Consider the following 15,268-nt stretch of genomic DNA (forward strand, 5'->3'; position numbering starts at 1 on the left):
ATGACCGATCTCAGTGCTTTCCCCATTACCCGCAAGTGGCCCGCCAAACACCCTGAACGCCTGCAGCTGTACTCGCTGCCGACGCCCAATGGCGTCAAGGTGTCGATCATGCTCGAGGAAATCGGCCTGGCCTATGAGCCGCACAAGGTCAGCTTCGATAACGATGACCAGTTGAGTGCCGAGTTCATCTCACTCAGTGCCAACAACAAGATCCCCGCCATCCTCGACCCCAACGGGCCGGGCGGCCAGCCGCTGCCGCTGTTCGAGTCGGGGGCGATTCTGCAGTACCTGGCAGAGAAGAGCGGCCAGTTGCTCAGCCAGGACCCGGCCCAGCGTTACCAGACCCTGCAGTGGCTGATGTTCCAGATGGGCGGCATCGGGCCGATGTTTGGCCAGGTCGGTTTCTTTCACTTCTTTGCTGGCAAGGAATATGAAGACAAGCGCCCGCGTGACCGCTATGTCAACGAGTCCAAGCGCCTGCTGGGTGTGCTGGATCGGCGCTTGAAAGGGCGGGAGTGGATGGTTGACGAATACAGCATCGCCGACATCGCCATTTTCCCGTGGGTGCGTAACCTGGTGGAACGTTACAACGCCCGGGAGTTGGTCGGTTTTGATCAGTTCAAGGACGTGCAGCGGGTGCTGGCCGCGTTCCTCGAGCGGCCGGCGGTGCAGCGCGGCCTGAAAATCCCCGCCTGATCACCCCGCTGACTAGAAGATCTGGTTCAGCAGCCAGTACAGGCTCCCTGCCAACAGCATTGCCGCTGGCAGGGTCAGCACCCAGGCCATCAGTAGATTGATCAGCGTGCGCTTCTGAAGCCCCGAGCCATTGGCAACCATGGTCCCGGCTACCCCCGAACTCAGCACATGGGTGGTCGAAACCGGCAGCCCGAACATGTCCGCTGCGCCAATGGTGCACATCGCCACCACTTCGGCCGAAGCCCCTTGGGCATAGCTGAGGTGGGTCTTGCCGATCTTCTCGCCAACTGTGACCACAATGCGCCGCCAGCCCACCATGGTCCCCAGCCCCAGCGCGATGGCCACGGCCACCTTCACCCACAGCGGGATATAGCGAGTGGCGTCGTCCAACTGGGTCTTGAACAGCTGCACATGGTTGCGGGTGTCGGCATCGAATGCCACCAGCCGGTTTTTCTCCATGAGGCGGATGGCTTCACTGGTCAGGTACATGTCGTTGCGCACGTTGGCCATGGCTTCGGCGGGGACGCGCTTGAGCGAACCGTAGCCTTTGACCTGTTCGCCGATCATCCCGGTGAGTGCGGCCAATGCCGGGACCAGTTGCGGGCTGGCCTTGGGTTCGGCAATGAACAGGGTGAGTACCTGGCGTGGGTCGGCCGGGGCCGCATGCGGGTCGCTGCGCAGCAAGGCCTGGCGGGTTACTTCGGCGACGGCAGAAAACTGCAGGGCCTGCTCATTGGGCATGGTCTTGTTCAGCGCGTAAGCCATCGGCAGGGTGCCCACCAGAATCAGCATGATCAGGCCCATGCCTTTCTGGCCGTCGTTGGAGCCGTGGGCGAACGATACCCCGGTGCAGGTCAGGATCAGCACCCCGCGGATCCACCAAGGCGGAGGGGTGCGGCCTTCTGGCGCCTGGTACAGCTCTTTGCGTTTGACCAGCGCGCGCAGGGCCAACAGCAGGAGGGCAGCGCAGGCAAAACCGATCAGCGGCGAAAACAGCAAGGCATACCCCACCTTGCTGGCCTGGGCCCAGTCCACCCCGCTGGTGCCGTCGCGCCCATGCATCAGTGCATTGGCCACGCCCACGCCGATGATCGAGCCGATCAGGGTGTGCGAGGACGACGCCGGCAGGCCCAACCACCAGGTGCCAAGGTTCCAGATGATCGCCGCCAGTAGCAGGGCGAAGACCATGGCGAAGCCGGCTGACGAGCCAACCTGCAAAATCAGTTCTACCGGCAGCAGGGCGATGATGCCGAACGCCACCGCGCCGCTGGAAAGCAGCACCCCCAGGAAGTTGCACAGCCCGGACCATACCACCGCTATCGGTGCCGGCAACGAATGGGTGTATATCACCGTGGCTACCGCGTTGGCGGTGTCGTGGAAGCCGTTGACGAACTCGAAGCCCAAGGCAATCACCAGCGCCAGGCCCAGGAGCAGGAAGGGTGTGACCGTGGTGATAACCGTGCCGCTGGCGGTTACATCCTGCTTGAGGCTCCAAGCGGTGTAGGCGATGCCTGCCAGCAACAGGCCGAAGAACAGCACCAAGGTGGCACGCCCGGGCTTGTGGGCGAGCTGCGGGCGGGAATCGCGTTGGGCCAGTTGCGGCTGGCTGGCCACTGACGGGGTTGCCATGAGGGCTCCGGTTGGCGTGGGCGAAGTTGCCAAAGGCCTTGAGCATAGAAACAATTGGCGAGTCGGCCGTGACCTCGATCAATGAATTATCTAGGCTCAAGACGGACGGTAATGGCAGGAGCAACCCATGATTCGCTGCAAGCGTGTCTACGATGCGGTCGCGGATGAAGATGGCCAGCGCGTGCTGGTCGACCGCCTGTGGCCGCGCAACAAACGCAAGGAAGACCTGCACGGGGAGTGGTTGCGCGAGGTGGCACCCTCGGCAGAGTTGCGCAAGGCATTTCATCAGGGTGAGATCGATTTTGCCGGTTTTACCCAGCGCTACCAGCAACAGCTGGCGGCCCACCCCGAGCACTGGTATCCGCTACTGGACATGGCTGGCAAGGGTACGCTGACATTGCTTTTTGCCGGCAAGGACACCGAGCACAACAATGCCCGAGTGCTGGCCGAGTGGCTGGAAGACGAACTGGACCGGCGTGGGCCTGGTAGTTCGCCAGTCTGTTATGCCCGATGAGCGATAAGCGATGCCCTTACAGTTAACCCCCGCCGACGACACCCACTGCACCTTCGCCCGTGACCTCACTCGCCGGGCCATGTTGCCGTATTACCGCGAATACGACCTGCTGTGGATCGAAGAGGCCTTCGACGAAGCCTGGGGCTGGCGTGAACAGTGGCTGGTGACCGAAGGTAGCACCCTGCTGGGTTTTTGCAGCCTCAGCCAGGACCGACAGGCGCTGTTCATCCGCGAGTTGCACTTGTTGCCCGAGCACCGTGGGCGTGGGGTCGGTGGCTGGGTGTTGGAACAGCTGGCGCTGTGGGCCAGGCAACGGCGCCTTGCGCTACTGCGGCTGATGGTGTTTCGCAGCAACCCGGCCCGCTTGCTGTACCAGCGCCACGGCTTCGTCGAAATGGGGGCGGACGATTGCTTCGTACGTATGCAGCGGGTAATCGGCTAATAGCTAAATGATGGCTTGTCGCGACTGCAGAGCAGGGGCATAGTGGATCCACACGTTTACGGCTGCCTGCAGGTGGGTAGGCCGTGCATGACGGCGATCAGGGAAGAGGAGAAGCCCTATGAATGGAATCGGTCCACGGCTGCGGGAAGAGCGTGAACGGCTGGGCATGACCCAGCGCGTATTTGGCGATATCGGCGGGGTCGAGCCCAATGCCCAGGGTAAGTACGAAAGCGGTGAGCGCACGCCGCGGGTCGACTACCTGGCGGCACTGGCGGCCAGGGGTGTGGACGCGCTGTACGTGCTCAGCGGCCTGCGTACCCCTGCACCGCTGCAAGGCTTGAGCACCGACGAGTCGGGTTTGCTGGGGGCTTTTCGACAATTATCGCTGGACGATCAGGCGGCGCTCTGGCATCTGTTGGGGCGGTTGGCCGACAACGCCAAGCCTAGGCAAACAGTGAGGCCGCTTACCGTTGAACGTCAGGCTTTTCTGAAGGAAGTAATGCGCTAGGCCCACCGGGAAAAATTTTGTTAAGGTGGCGGGATCCAATCGCCCTGTTTACGAGGTGTGTGCTTGATTAGGGTCTTAGTGGTCGATGATCACGATCTGGTACGAACCGGTATTACCCGCATGCTGGCCGACATCGATGGCTTGCAGGTGGTGGGTGAGGGGGATTCAGGCGAGTCGGCACTCAAGCTGGCCAGAGAGCTGAAGCCGGACGTGGTGCTGATGGACGTGAAAATGCCAGGCATCGGCGGGCTGGAAGCCACCCGCAAGCTGCTGCGCAGCCACCCGGACATCAAGGTGGTGGCGGTGACGGTGTGCGAGGAAGACCCGTTCCCCACACGTTTGCTGCAGGCCGGCGCTGCTGGCTACCTGACCAAGGGCGCAGGCCTCGATGAAATGGTTCAGGCCATTCGCCTGGCTTTTGCCGGCCAGCGTTACATCAGCCCGCAGATTGCCCAGCAGCTGGCGCTGAAACCGTTCCAGCCACAGGGCTCGCCGTTCGACACATTGTCCGAACGGGAAATCCAGATTGCCCTGATGATCGTCGGCTGCCAAAAGGTGCAGATCATCTCTGACAAGTTGTGCCTCTCGCCCAAGACCGTCAATACTTACCGTTATCGGATCTTTGAAAAACTCTCGGTCACCAGCGACGTCGAACTGACCTTGCTGGCCGTTCGCCACGGTATGGTTGACGCAAGCCTGTAACCCCCCATGTCCCAAGATTTTGATGCCAGCGCATTCCTGGCGACCTGCAGTGGTCGCCCAGGCGTTTACCGGATGTTCGACGGCGAGGCCCGGCTGCTTTACGTGGGCAAGGCCAAGAACCTGAAAAAGCGTCTGGCCAGCTATTTTCGCAAGACCGGCCTGGCGCCCAAGACTGCCGCCTTGGTCGCGCGTATCGCCCAGGTCGAAACCACCATCACCGCCAACGAAACCGAGGCGTTGCTGCTGGAGCAGAACCTGATCAAGGAATGGCGGCCGCCCTACAACATTCTGCTGCGCGACGATAAATCCTACCCCTACGTGTTCCTGTCCGACGGTGAGTTCCCACGATTGGGCATTCACCGTGGGGCGAAAAAAGCCAAGGGCCGCTACTTCGGCCCTTACCCCAGCGCCGGGGCGATCCGCGAAAGCCTCAGCCTGCTGCAAAAGGCCTTTTCCGTGCGCCAGTGCGAAGACAGCTACTACGCCAACCGCACCCGGCCATGCCTGCAGTACCAGATAAAGCGCTGCAAAGGGCCTTGTACCGACCTGGTGAGCGCTGAGGAATACGCCGAGGACGTGCGCCATTCGGTGATGTTCCTGGAGGGCCGTAGCCAGCAACTGGGCAACGAATTGAATGCCGAAATGGAAAAGGCCGCCATGGCCCTCAATTTCGAAAAAGCCGCCGAACTTCGTGACCAGATCGCGCTGCTGCGCCGCGTGCAGGACCAGCAGTACATCGAAGGCGGCAACGGCGATGTCGACGTGATCGCGGCCTTCGTCAACCCAGGTGGTGCCTGTGTGCACTTGATCAGCGTGCGTGGCGGACGAGTGCTGGGTAGCAAGAACTTCTTCCCGCAGGTGGGCATCGAAGAGGAAGTGGCCGAGGTCATGGCCGCCTTCCTTTCCCAGTACTACCTGGGCAACGCAGAGCGCGAATTGCCAGGCGAGTTGATCGTCAACGTTGTTCACGAAGACTTCGACGCCATTACCGAGGCACTGCACACACTGCGTGGCCGCGAGCTGACCATCAGCCACCGGGTGCGTGGCACCCGCGCCCGCTGGCAGCAGCTGGCGGTGACCAATGCCGAGCAGGCGCTGAATGCCCGCCTGGCCAACCGTCAGCACATGGCGGCACGTTTCGAAGCCCTGGCTGAAGTGCTGGGCCTGGACGAAGTGCCACAACGCCTGGAATGCTACGACATCAGCCACTCCAGTGGCGAAGCCACTGTGGCCAGTTGCGTGGTGTTCGGCCCCGAAGGCCCGCTGAAATCCGATTACCGGCGCTTCAATATCGAAGGCGTCACGGCGGGTGACGACTACGCCGCCATGCACCAGGCCCTGACCCGTCGCTACGGGCGTATCAAGGATGGCGAGGGCAAACTGCCTGACGTGCTGCTGGTGGACGGCGGCAAAGGCCAGCTGAACATGGCCCGCGACGTGATGCAGGAGCTGGGCTTTACCGACCTGACCCTGCTCGGTGTGGCCAAGGGCGTAACGCGCAAGGCGGGTTTCGAAACCCTGTACCTGAACGACGTGCACCACGAATTCACCCTCAAAGGCGATTCCTCGGCGTTGCACCTGATCCAGCAGATCCGCGACGAAGCCCACCGTTTTGCTATCACCGGGCACCGCGCCCGCCGTGGCAAGGCCCGTCGCGTCTCCAGCCTTGAAGATGTAGCCGGGGTGGGGCCGAAGCGCCGCCGCGACCTGCTGAAACATTTCGGCGGCCTGCAAGAGCTCAACCGCGCCAGTATCGATGAAATAGCCAAAGCCCCCGGCATCAGTAAAAAGCTTGCCGAATCAATTTATGCCAGCCTGCATAGCGAGTAGAATGCCGGGCTCAACTTGCAGCCAGTCGTACCGATGAATATTCCAAACCTGCTCACCGTTCTACGCGTCCTGCTCATCCCGATCTTCATCCTGCTGTTCTATGTGCCCTATCAGTGGAGCTACATGGCCGCCAGCAGTGTGTTCGCCGTCGCCGCCGCCACCGACTGGCTGGACGGCTACCTGGCGCGTCGCCTGCAGCAGAGCACGCCGTTCGGTGCCTTCCTGGACCCTGTGGCCGACAAGCTGATGGTGGCGGTGGCCTTGGTGCTGCTGGTGCAAACCCACGCCAACTTCTGGCTGACCCTGCCTGCGGCAGTGATCATCGGTCGCGAAATCGTGGTGTCGGCACTGCGCGAGTGGATGGCCGAGCTGGGCGCACGGGCACATGTGGCGGTGTCCAACCTTGGCAAGTGGAAGACGGCGGCGCAGATGCTCGCCCTGGTGATTCTGTTGGCCAACCCGCCGGCAGTGACCTTCTGGGTGATCCTGGGCTACGGCCTGCTGCTGGTGGCGGCGGGGCTGACGCTGTGGTCTATGGTGCATTACCTGCTGGCTGCCTGGCCGCACCTGCGCGAAGGCTCGGAACAAAAATAAAACTTTTTTGAATCAAGGGGTTGACGCTGTTTTAGAAATCGCTACAATGGCACCCATCACGACGCGGGAATAGCTCAGTTGGTAGAGCACGACCTTGCCAAGGTCGGGGTCGCGAGTTCGAGTCTCGTTTCCCGCTCCAAATTCGATCCTCAGTGCGTCGCTGGGATCAAAAAGAAGAGGCCTTAATGGCCTCTTTTTTTTTGGGTGCGCCAGGCATGGCGCGTTGCGCGTAGCGCAACCCGCTTGGTTGTGGTGGCCAAAGCGGGTGACTTGGAGGTGAAAGTCCTCTACACACCCGGCAAGGGGAAGTGTTAGCCAGAGGCAAGGGTGTCGTGGGCGACCGCGAATCTGAAGGAAGCCCGAGGCAAACTGCTGGCCTGACGAACAGGAAGCGGATAGAGGCGGCACAGCGGGGTGAGGCGGCCCAAATCGTCAAAGCCCAGTACTTGCACGGGACGCTGTGACGTAAATCCGACAGGCATAAGCAGGAAGGTCACGCGAATTACCCTGGGAGATCTGCACGTTTGCCACTGTGCTACCGAGCGTCGAGAGGCGACGGGACGAGCGTGCAGAAGTCAGCCGAGGCCGTAGTAAGTGGCGGTTAACCGCGCCACCAAGGGCCGAACAGGTTATGCCGCCAGTAGGCGTCACTGTCTCGTTGGTAGCCGTAATGCAGAAATTTCCTACAACGGAATCTGTCACTCCGAATCCCGGCCAGAAGCCGAGGGTGATGCCTGACAGTGCAAAGGTGCCGGCGGCGTCAGCGACGTGGACGAACGCGGAGCCGGACACGCTGATGGAGCGGGTGCTTGCACCGGCCAACCTCAGGCGTGCGTATCAACGCGTGGTTAGCAACAAGGGGGCTCCGGGTGCCGATGGCATGACGGTCGCTGACTTGGCGGGCTACGTGAAACAGTATTGGCCAACCCTCAAGGCCAGGTTGCTGGCCGGTGAATACCATCCCCAAGCAGTGCGAGCGGTTGAAATTCCCAAGCCGCAGGGCGGCACACGGCAACTGGGAATCCCCACCGTCGTGGATCGCCTGATCCAGCAAGCATTACAGCAACAACTCACGCTACTCTTCGATCCGCTGTTTTCGGACTACAGCTACGGTTTTCGTCCGGGCAAAAGCGCTCACCAAGCCGTTGAACTGGCCCGCTCCCATGTGGCGGCGGGGCATCGCTGGTGCGTGGAGCTTGATCTGGAAAAGTTCTTTGATCGGGTCAACCACGACATCCTGATGGCCTGCTTGCAGCGTCGCGTCGAAGACAAGCGAGTGCTTAGGCTCATCCGCCGCTACCTTGAAGCTGGGGCCATGTCGGGCGGTATCGTCAGCCAACGGCAAGAGGGGACACCGCAAGGCGGCCCACTCTCGCCGTTGCTGTCGAATATCCTTCTGGATGAGCTCGACCGCGAATTGGAACGGCGGGGTCATCGCTTCGTGCGCTACGCCGATGATGCGAACATTTATGTGCGCAGTCCTCGGGCGGGCGAGCGGGTGTTGGCCAGTATCGAGCGCTTCCTGTGCCATCGTTTGAAACTGACGGTGAACCGGAAGAAGAGCCAAGTAGCAGGGGCTTGGAAGTGTGACTACTTGGGTTACGGGATGAGCAGGCACCAGCAACCAAGGCTGCGTGTGGCAACGATGAGCCTGGGGCGCTTACGCGACCGACTCAGAATATTGCTACGCAGTGTAAGGGCCCGCAAAGTGGCGACTGTCATTGAGCGAATCAACCCTGTCCTGCGAGGCTGGGCTGGCTACTTCAAGCTCAGCCAGAGCAAACGCCCACTTGAGAAATTGGATGGTTGGGTCAGGCATAAACTTCGCTGCGTCATCTGGCGTCAATGGAAACGGCCCTCAACGAGGGCGCGCAACCTGATGCGCCTGGGCCTGAGCGAAGAACGTGCCTGTAAATCGGCCTTTAATGGCCGAGGCCCGTGGTGGAACTCGGGAGCATCTCATGTGAATCAGGCGCTACCGAAGAGGCTATGGGATAGGTTCGGACTGGTCTCGATACTGGATACGATAAACCGGCTTAGCCGTATAACCTGAACCGCCGTGTACGGAACCGTACGCACGGTGGTGTGAGAGGACGGCGGCTGTGAAGCCGCCTCCTACTCGATGTGCGCCAGGCATGGCGCGTTGCGCGTAGCGCAACCCGCTTGGTTGTGGTGGCCAAAGCGGGTGACTTGGAGGTGAAAGTCCTCTACACACCCGGCAAGGGGAAGTGTTAGCCAGAGGCAAGGGTGTCGTGGGCGACCGCGAATCTGAAGGAAGCCCGAGGCAAACTGCTGGCCTGACGAACAGGAAGCGGATAGAGGCGGCACAGCGGGGTGAGGCGGCCCAAATCGTCAAAGCCCAGTACTTGCACGGGACGCTGTGACGTAAATCCGACAGGCATAAGCAGGAAGGTCACGCGAATTACCCTGGGAGATCTGCACGTTTGCCACTGTGCTACCGAGCGTCGAGAGGCGACGGGACGAGCGTGCAGAAGTCAGCCGAGGCCGTAGTAAGTGGCGGTTAACCGCGCCACCAAGGGCCGAACAGGTTATGCCGCCAGTAGGCGTCACTGTCTCGTTGGTAGCCGTAATGCAGAAATTTCCTACAACGGAATCTGTCACTCCGAATCCCGGCCAGAAGCCGAGGGTGATGCCTGACAGTGCAAAGGTGCCGGCGGCGTCAGCGACGTGGACGAACGCGGAGCCGGACACGCTGATGGAGCGGGTGCTTGCACCGGCCAACCTCAGGCGTGCGTATCAACGCGTGGTTAGCAACAAGGGGGCTCCGGGTGCCGATGGCATGACGGTCGCTGACTTGGCGGGCTACGTGAAACAGTATTGGCCAACCCTCAAGGCCAGGTTGCTGGCCGGTGAATACCATCCCCAAGCAGTGCGAGCGGTTGAAATTCCCAAGCCGCAGGGCGGCACACGGCAACTGGGAATCCCCACCGTCGTGGATCGCCTGATCCAGCAAGCATTACAGCAACAACTCACGCTACTCTTCGATCCGCTGTTTTCGGACTACAGCTACGGTTTTCGTCCGGGCAAAAGCGCTCACCAAGCCGTTGAACTGGCCCGCTCCCATGTGGCGGCGGGGCATCGCTGGTGCGTGGAGCTTGATCTGGAAAAGTTCTTTGATCGGGTCAACCACGACATCCTGATGGCCTGCTTGCAGCGTCGCGTCGAAGACAAGCGAGTGCTTAGGCTCATCCGCCGCTACCTTGAAGCTGGGGCCATGTCGGGCGGTATCGTCAGCCAACGGCAAGAGGGGACACCGCAAGGCGGCCCACTCTCGCCGTTGCTGTCGAATATCCTTCTGGATGAGCTCGACCGCGAATTGGAACGGCGGGGTCATCGCTTCGTGCGCTACGCCGATGATGCGAACATTTATGTGCGCAGTCCTCGGGCGGGCGAGCGGGTGTTGGCCAGTATCGAGCGCTTCCTGTGCCATCGTTTGAAACTGACGGTGAACCGGAAGAAGAGCCAAGTAGCAGGGGCTTGGAAGTGTGACTACTTGGGTTACGGGATGAGCAGGCACCAGCAACCAAGGCTGCGTGTGGCAACGATGAGCCTGGGGCGCTTACGCGACCGACTCAGAATATTGCTACGCAGTGTAAGGGCCCGCAAAGTGGCGACTGTCATTGAGCGAATCAACCCTGTCCTGCGAGGCTGGGCTGGCTACTTCAAGCTCAGCCAGAGCAAACGCCCACTTGAGAAATTGGATGGTTGGGTCAGGCATAAACTTCGCTGCGTCATCTGGCGTCAATGGAAACGGCCCTCAACGAGGGCGCGCAACCTGATGCGCCTGGGCCTGAGCGAAGAACGTGCCTGTAAATCGGCCTTTAATGGCCGAGGCCCGTGGTGGAACTCGGGAGCATCTCATGTGAATCAGGCGCTACCGAAGAGGCTATGGGATAGGTTCGGACTGGTCTCGATACTGGATACGATAAACCGGCTTAGCCGTATAACCTGAACCGCCGTGTACGGAACCGTACGCACGGTGGTGTGAGAGGACGGCGGCTGTGAAGCCGCCTCCTACTCGATGTGCGCCAGGCATGGCGCGTTGCGCGTAGCGCAACCCGCTTGGTTGTGGTGGCCAAAGCGGGTGACTTGGAGGTGAAAGTCCTCTACACACCCGGCAAGGGGAAGTGTTAGCCAGAGGCAAGGGTGTCGTGGGCGACCGCGAATCTGAAGGAAGCCCGAGGCAAACTGCTGGCCTGACGAACAGGAAGCGGATAGAGGCGGCACAGCGGGGTGAGGCGGCCCAAATCGTCAAAGCCCAGTACTTGCACGGGACGCTGTGACGTAAATCCGACAGGCATAAGCAGGAAGGTCACGCGAATTACCCTGGGAGATCTGCACGTTTGCCACTGTGCTACCGAGCGTCGAGAGGCGACGGGACGAGCGTGCAGAAGTCAGCCGAGGCCGTAGTAAGTGGCGGTTAACCGCGCCACCAAGGGCCGAACAGGTTATGCCGCCAGTAGGCGTCACTGTCTCGTTGGTAGCCGTAATGCAGAAATTTCCTACAACGGAATCTGTCACTCCGAATCCCGGCCAGAAGCCGAGGGTGATGCCTGACAGTGCAAAGGTGCCGGCGGCGTCAGCGACGTGGACGAACGCGGAGCCGGACACGCTGATGGAGCGGGTGCTTGCACCGGCCAACCTCAGGCGTGCGTATCAACGCGTGGTTAGCAACAAGGGGGCTCCGGGTGCCGATGGCATGACGGTCGCTGACTTGGCGGGCTACGTGAAACAGTATTGGCCAACCCTCAAGGCCAGGTTGCTGGCCGGTGAATACCATCCCCAAGCAGTGCGAGCGGTTGAAATTCCCAAGCCGCAGGGCGGCACACGGCAACTGGGAATCCCCACCGTCGTGGATCGCCTGATCCAGCAAGCATTACAGCAACAACTCACGCTACTCTTCGATCCGCTGTTTTCGGACTACAGCTACGGTTTTCGTCCGGGCAAAAGCGCTCACCAAGCCGTTGAACTGGCCCGCTCCCATGTGGCGGCGGGGCATCGCTGGTGCGTGGAGCTTGATCTGGAAAAGTTCTTTGATCGGGTCAACCACGACATCCTGATGGCCTGCTTGCAGCGTCGCGTCGAAGACAAGCGAGTGCTTAGGCTCATCCGCCGCTACCTTGAAGCTGGGGCCATGTCGGGCGGTATCGTCAGCCAACGGCAAGAGGGGACACCGCAAGGCGGCCCACTCTCGCCGTTGCTGTCGAATATCCTTCTGGATGAGCTCGACCGCGAATTGGAACGGCGGGGTCATCGCTTCGTGCGCTACGCCGATGATGCGAACATTTATGTGCGCAGTCCTCGGGCGGGCGAGCGGGTGTTGGCCAGTATCGAGCGCTTCCTGTGCCATCGTTTGAAACTGACGGTGAACCGGAAGAAGAGCCAAGTAGCAGGGGCTTGGAAGTGTGACTACTTGGGTTACGGGATGAGCAGGCACCAGCAACCAAGGCTGCGTGTGGCAACGATGAGCCTGGGGCGCTTACGCGACCGACTCAGAATATTGCTACGCAGTGTAAGGGCCCGCAAAGTGGCGACTGTCATTGAGCGAATCAACCCTGTCCTGCGAGGCTGGGCTGGCTACTTCAAGCTCAGCCAGAGCAAACGCCCACTTGAGAAATTGGATGGTTGGGTCAGGCATAAACTTCGCTGCGTCATCTGGCGTCAATGGAAACGGCCCTCAACGAGGGCGCGCAACCTGATGCGCCTGGGCCTGAGCGAAGAACGTGCCTGTAAATCGGCCTTTAATGGCCGAGGCCCGTGGTGGAACTCGGGAGCATCTCATGTGAATCAGGCGCTACCGAAGAGGCTATGGGATAGGTTCGGACTGGTCTCGATACTGGATACGATAAACCGGCTTAGCCGTATAACCTGAACCGCCGTGTACGGAACCGTACGCACGGTGGTGTGAGAGGACGGCGGCTGTGAAGCCGCCTCCTACTCGATGGGTTTTTTACCTATGGCTGGGTTGGCGGCTGCTTACCCGGCAATTTCAGCACTGGTTAGATCAAGCGCCGCTTCAGAGCCCCAGGCGTGCGCTGGGTTACACCCACAACGCCAGCAGCGCGGCAGCCAGGGCAGGGGGCATCACCAATAGCCCCAGGCGTAAAAAGTGCCAGGCCCCCACGTGCTCTCCTTCACGGCGGATCGCGACCAACCATAGCAGCGTGGCCAGCGATCCGGTAATCGACAGATTCGGGCCCAGGTCCACGCCGATCAGCAAAGCCGCGGTAGTTTGCTGCGGCAACTCGACGACCGACCCCATGGCCCCGGCAATCAGCCCGGTCGGCAGGTTGTTCATCAGGTTGCTGGCAATAGCAACCCCTGTGCCCGCTACCCAACTGGCTGTGTTCGGCGAGCCCTCGGCGAGCGCCGCCAGCGCATGGGCAAGACGCACCACCAGGCCGGTTTGGGCGACCGCTTCGACCAGCACGAACAAGCCTGCTACAAGTGGCAGCACGCCCCACGCGACATGGCGCAACACTGGCGTCGGGCTGCGCCGCTGGCGCAGGTGGATCAGGGCGGTGGTCGCTACCCCCGCGCAGAATGTCGGCAGCCCCAGCGCCTGGTCCAGCGCCGAGGCGCCCAGCAGCAAGACCGCGGTGAAGGCGATACCCACTGCGCACAACCGTGCGCCCGCGCTCAGTGGCAGGGTTTGAACGTTCAAGGCCAGCGGCTGGCGGATCTGTCGGCGCTGAGACAGGCGCAGGGCCACGTAGGTCAGGGCAATTGCCGCCAGTGATGGCAGGCTGAACTGTCTTAACCAGTCCAGTAGCGGCGGCATCTGGCTGCCAAATACCACGAGGTTGGCCGGGTTCGAGATGGGCAGCACGAAGCTGGCGGCGTTGGCGATGAAGGCGCAGATGAACAGGTACGGCAAAGGCTCGGCCTTGGCGGCCTTGCACGCAGCGTAGACTGCCGGGGTCAGCACCACGGCCGTGGCATCGTTGGACAAAAAAACAGTGACCAGCGTGCCCACCAGGAACACCAGGTCGAACAGCCGTTGCCCCGATCCTCGCGCGTGTTGGACGGCATAGTGGGCCAGCCAGTCGAACAGGCCTTCTTGGCGAGCAAGCTCGGCCAGCACCATCATGCCGATCAGGAACAGGTAGACGTCGCTGCCTTCGGCCACCGCAGCCAGCGCGCTGTGCGGCGTGATCAGGCCAAGAGCGGTCAGCAGCAGTGCGCCGCCCATGGCCCAGGCGTACTCCGGAATACGCCAGGGGCGCAGGATGACGCCGCAAGTGGCGAGGGCGGCTACGACCCAGATGATCGATGCGTTTTCGCTGACAGGCATGGAAGGGCGGTTTCCGGGAGGGGGCGCGAAACAGGGGCGTGATCGGCAGCTGTCTTACGCGCCGGTTTCAACCCAATTGCAAGCGGTTGCGGCCGCTCCTTGACAATGTACAGTAGCCTGCTGGGCGTATGCGAGCAGTGTTTGGGCGGCTGAAGCGAGGATCAGGCCCAGAAGCCGAACAGTACCAGGGCTGTAACGCCAAGCCCCACCGCAATCGAGCAACCACCCAGCGACAGTGCAGCCCGGCCTTGCCGATACCAGCCGTCGTGGCCCAGTTGTCGTGCTGGTGCCAGCAGGCTGCGCCAGCGTAGCTCTGTGTCATGAAACGCTTGCAAGTTAGCCGGGTCCGCATCCAGCCAGCGGCGGAAGTCGATCCGCTCGCACGCTGTCACCTGTGGGCTCTGCAAGCGCACATACCATTGCCCGGCAACACTCGCCAGTACATCCCGGCGCGAGCGGCCCACCTGCAGCGCTTGGTCCATGTTCCGTTCAATGCTTGCCAGTGGCAGATCAAGGCGGCTAGCGATCGTGGCAAAGTCCAGCTGGTCCAGGCGGTTGAGCAGAAACACCTGCTGCACGCGCCGTGGCAGCCGTTTCAGGGCATGTAGAAGGGCATCGTCGGCATTGTGTTCGGCGGCAGTGGTAGGGTGTTCAAGGGGCAGCAGCAGACGGGTCATGGACAGCTCCTTGCTCTATAAAGGGGGAGGGGTGGGGGCATCTTCCCTGATGCGTGATCAGCGTAGGCGAAACGAGATTGATTCTCAAGTGCTGATTCCGCAAAGTTTTGTAATGAGCGTTCACGCCCTGAAACACCTTTGCTATCATGCGCGCCATCACGATCTTCATTAGCCTGAAGAGCCAAAAAAAAGACCCGGCAAAAAGCCGGGTCAAAAACCGTGATTAGCCTGATGAGGAGATAATCTGAGAGCGACCTAAGCTCCAGGTTATCCAGCAGATCTCGCGATCAGCTGAGTGCAATAATAATCGTTATCATTTGCCAGTCAAATGAATTTTCGCTAATTCGGTAAAAAAGTTTTA

General features: G+C 61.0%; 13 protein-coding genes and 1 tRNA gene. 11 read left to right on the plus strand and 3 right to left on the minus strand.

Annotated elements, in window-relative coordinates:
• Positions 1-696 (plus strand): glutathione S-transferase N-terminal domain-containing protein, encoded by a 696-nt coding sequence (locus tag Q9451_RS11930; RefSeq protein WP_012273279.1) that lies wholly within the window; start codon positions 1-3, stop codon positions 694-696.
• Positions 697-708: 12 nt separating this feature from the next.
• Here Q9451_RS11930 and Q9451_RS11935 read toward each other — a convergent pair whose 3' ends face one another.
• Positions 709-2,325 (minus strand): inorganic phosphate transporter, encoded by a 1,617-nt coding sequence (locus tag Q9451_RS11935; RefSeq protein ID WP_012273278.1) that lies wholly within the window; start codon positions 2,323-2,325, stop codon positions 709-711.
• Positions 2,326-2,452: 127 nt separating this feature from the next.
• Here Q9451_RS11935 and Q9451_RS11940 point away from each other — a divergent pair, with 127 nt between their 5' ends.
• The 10 genes from Q9451_RS11940 (at position 2,453) to ltrA (Q9451_RS11985) (ending at position 12,808) form a co-directional block, all read left to right on the plus strand.
• Positions 2,453-2,839 carry a DUF488 family protein gene (locus Q9451_RS11940; RefSeq protein WP_012273277.1) on the plus strand — a complete coding sequence of 129 codons (387 nt, stop codon included), beginning with the start codon at positions 2,453-2,455 and terminating at the stop codon, positions 2,837-2,839.
• Positions 2,840-2,849: 10 nt separating this feature from the next.
• The gene (locus Q9451_RS11945; protein ID WP_012273276.1) at positions 2,850-3,281 is read left to right on the plus strand and encodes a GNAT family N-acetyltransferase; all 432 of its coding nucleotides are present in this window, start codon (positions 2,850-2,852) and stop codon (positions 3,279-3,281) included.
• Between the two features lie 118 nt (positions 3,282-3,399).
• Positions 3,400-3,789: a helix-turn-helix domain-containing protein gene (locus Q9451_RS11950; RefSeq protein ID WP_012273275.1), complete on the plus strand. Its 390-nt coding sequence runs from the start codon at positions 3,400-3,402 to the stop codon at positions 3,787-3,789.
• Between the two features lie 63 nt (positions 3,790-3,852).
• Positions 3,853-4,491, plus strand: coding sequence for a UvrY/SirA/GacA family response regulator transcription factor (uvrY, locus tag Q9451_RS11955; RefSeq protein WP_023047491.1), 639 nt, complete (start codon positions 3,853-3,855; stop codon positions 4,489-4,491).
• 6 nt (positions 4,492-4,497) lie between these two features.
• Complete coding sequence (gene uvrC, locus Q9451_RS11960; RefSeq protein ID WP_041166546.1) at positions 4,498-6,321, plus strand: excinuclease ABC subunit UvrC; 1,824 nt, start codon at positions 4,498-4,500, stop codon at positions 6,319-6,321.
• Positions 6,322-6,354: 33 nt separating this feature from the next.
• A complete protein-coding gene (gene pgsA / locus Q9451_RS11965; RefSeq protein WP_012273272.1) occupies positions 6,355-6,915 on the plus strand; it encodes a CDP-diacylglycerol--glycerol-3-phosphate 3-phosphatidyltransferase in 561 nt (186 codons plus the stop codon).
• A 63-nt stretch (positions 6,916-6,978) separates the two neighbouring features.
• Positions 6,979-7,054: transfer RNA gene (locus Q9451_RS11970), tRNA-Gly, on the plus strand.
• Positions 7,055-7,546: 492 nt separating this feature from the next.
• Entirely contained in the window at positions 7,547-8,968 is a 1,422-nt protein-coding gene (gene ltrA / locus Q9451_RS11975; protein WP_024718247.1) for a group II intron reverse transcriptase/maturase, read from the plus strand.
• A gap of 498 nt (positions 8,969-9,466) precedes the next feature.
• Positions 9,467-10,888: a group II intron reverse transcriptase/maturase gene (gene ltrA / locus Q9451_RS11980; protein ID WP_024718247.1), complete on the plus strand. Its 1,422-nt coding sequence runs from the start codon at positions 9,467-9,469 to the stop codon at positions 10,886-10,888.
• A gap of 498 nt (positions 10,889-11,386) precedes the next feature.
• Entirely contained in the window at positions 11,387-12,808 is a 1,422-nt protein-coding gene (gene ltrA / locus Q9451_RS11985) for a group II intron reverse transcriptase/maturase (RefSeq protein WP_024718247.1), read from the plus strand.
• Positions 12,809-12,976: 168 nt separating this feature from the next.
• Here ltrA (Q9451_RS11985) and Q9451_RS11990 read toward each other — a convergent pair whose 3' ends face one another.
• Both Q9451_RS11990 and Q9451_RS11995 read right to left on the minus strand, forming a co-directional pair.
• Positions 12,977-14,230 carry an arsenic transporter gene (locus Q9451_RS11990; protein ID WP_012273271.1) on the minus strand — a complete coding sequence of 418 codons (1,254 nt, stop codon included), beginning with the start codon at positions 14,228-14,230 and terminating at the stop codon, positions 12,977-12,979.
• Positions 14,231-14,391: 161 nt separating this feature from the next.
• Positions 14,392-14,907: a DUF4880 domain-containing protein gene (locus Q9451_RS11995; RefSeq protein WP_012273270.1), complete on the minus strand. Its 516-nt coding sequence runs from the start codon at positions 14,905-14,907 to the stop codon at positions 14,392-14,394.
• Between the last annotated feature and the right edge of the window lie 361 nt (positions 14,908-15,268).

It is taken from the genome of Pseudomonas sp. NY8896 (assembly GCF_039634505.1).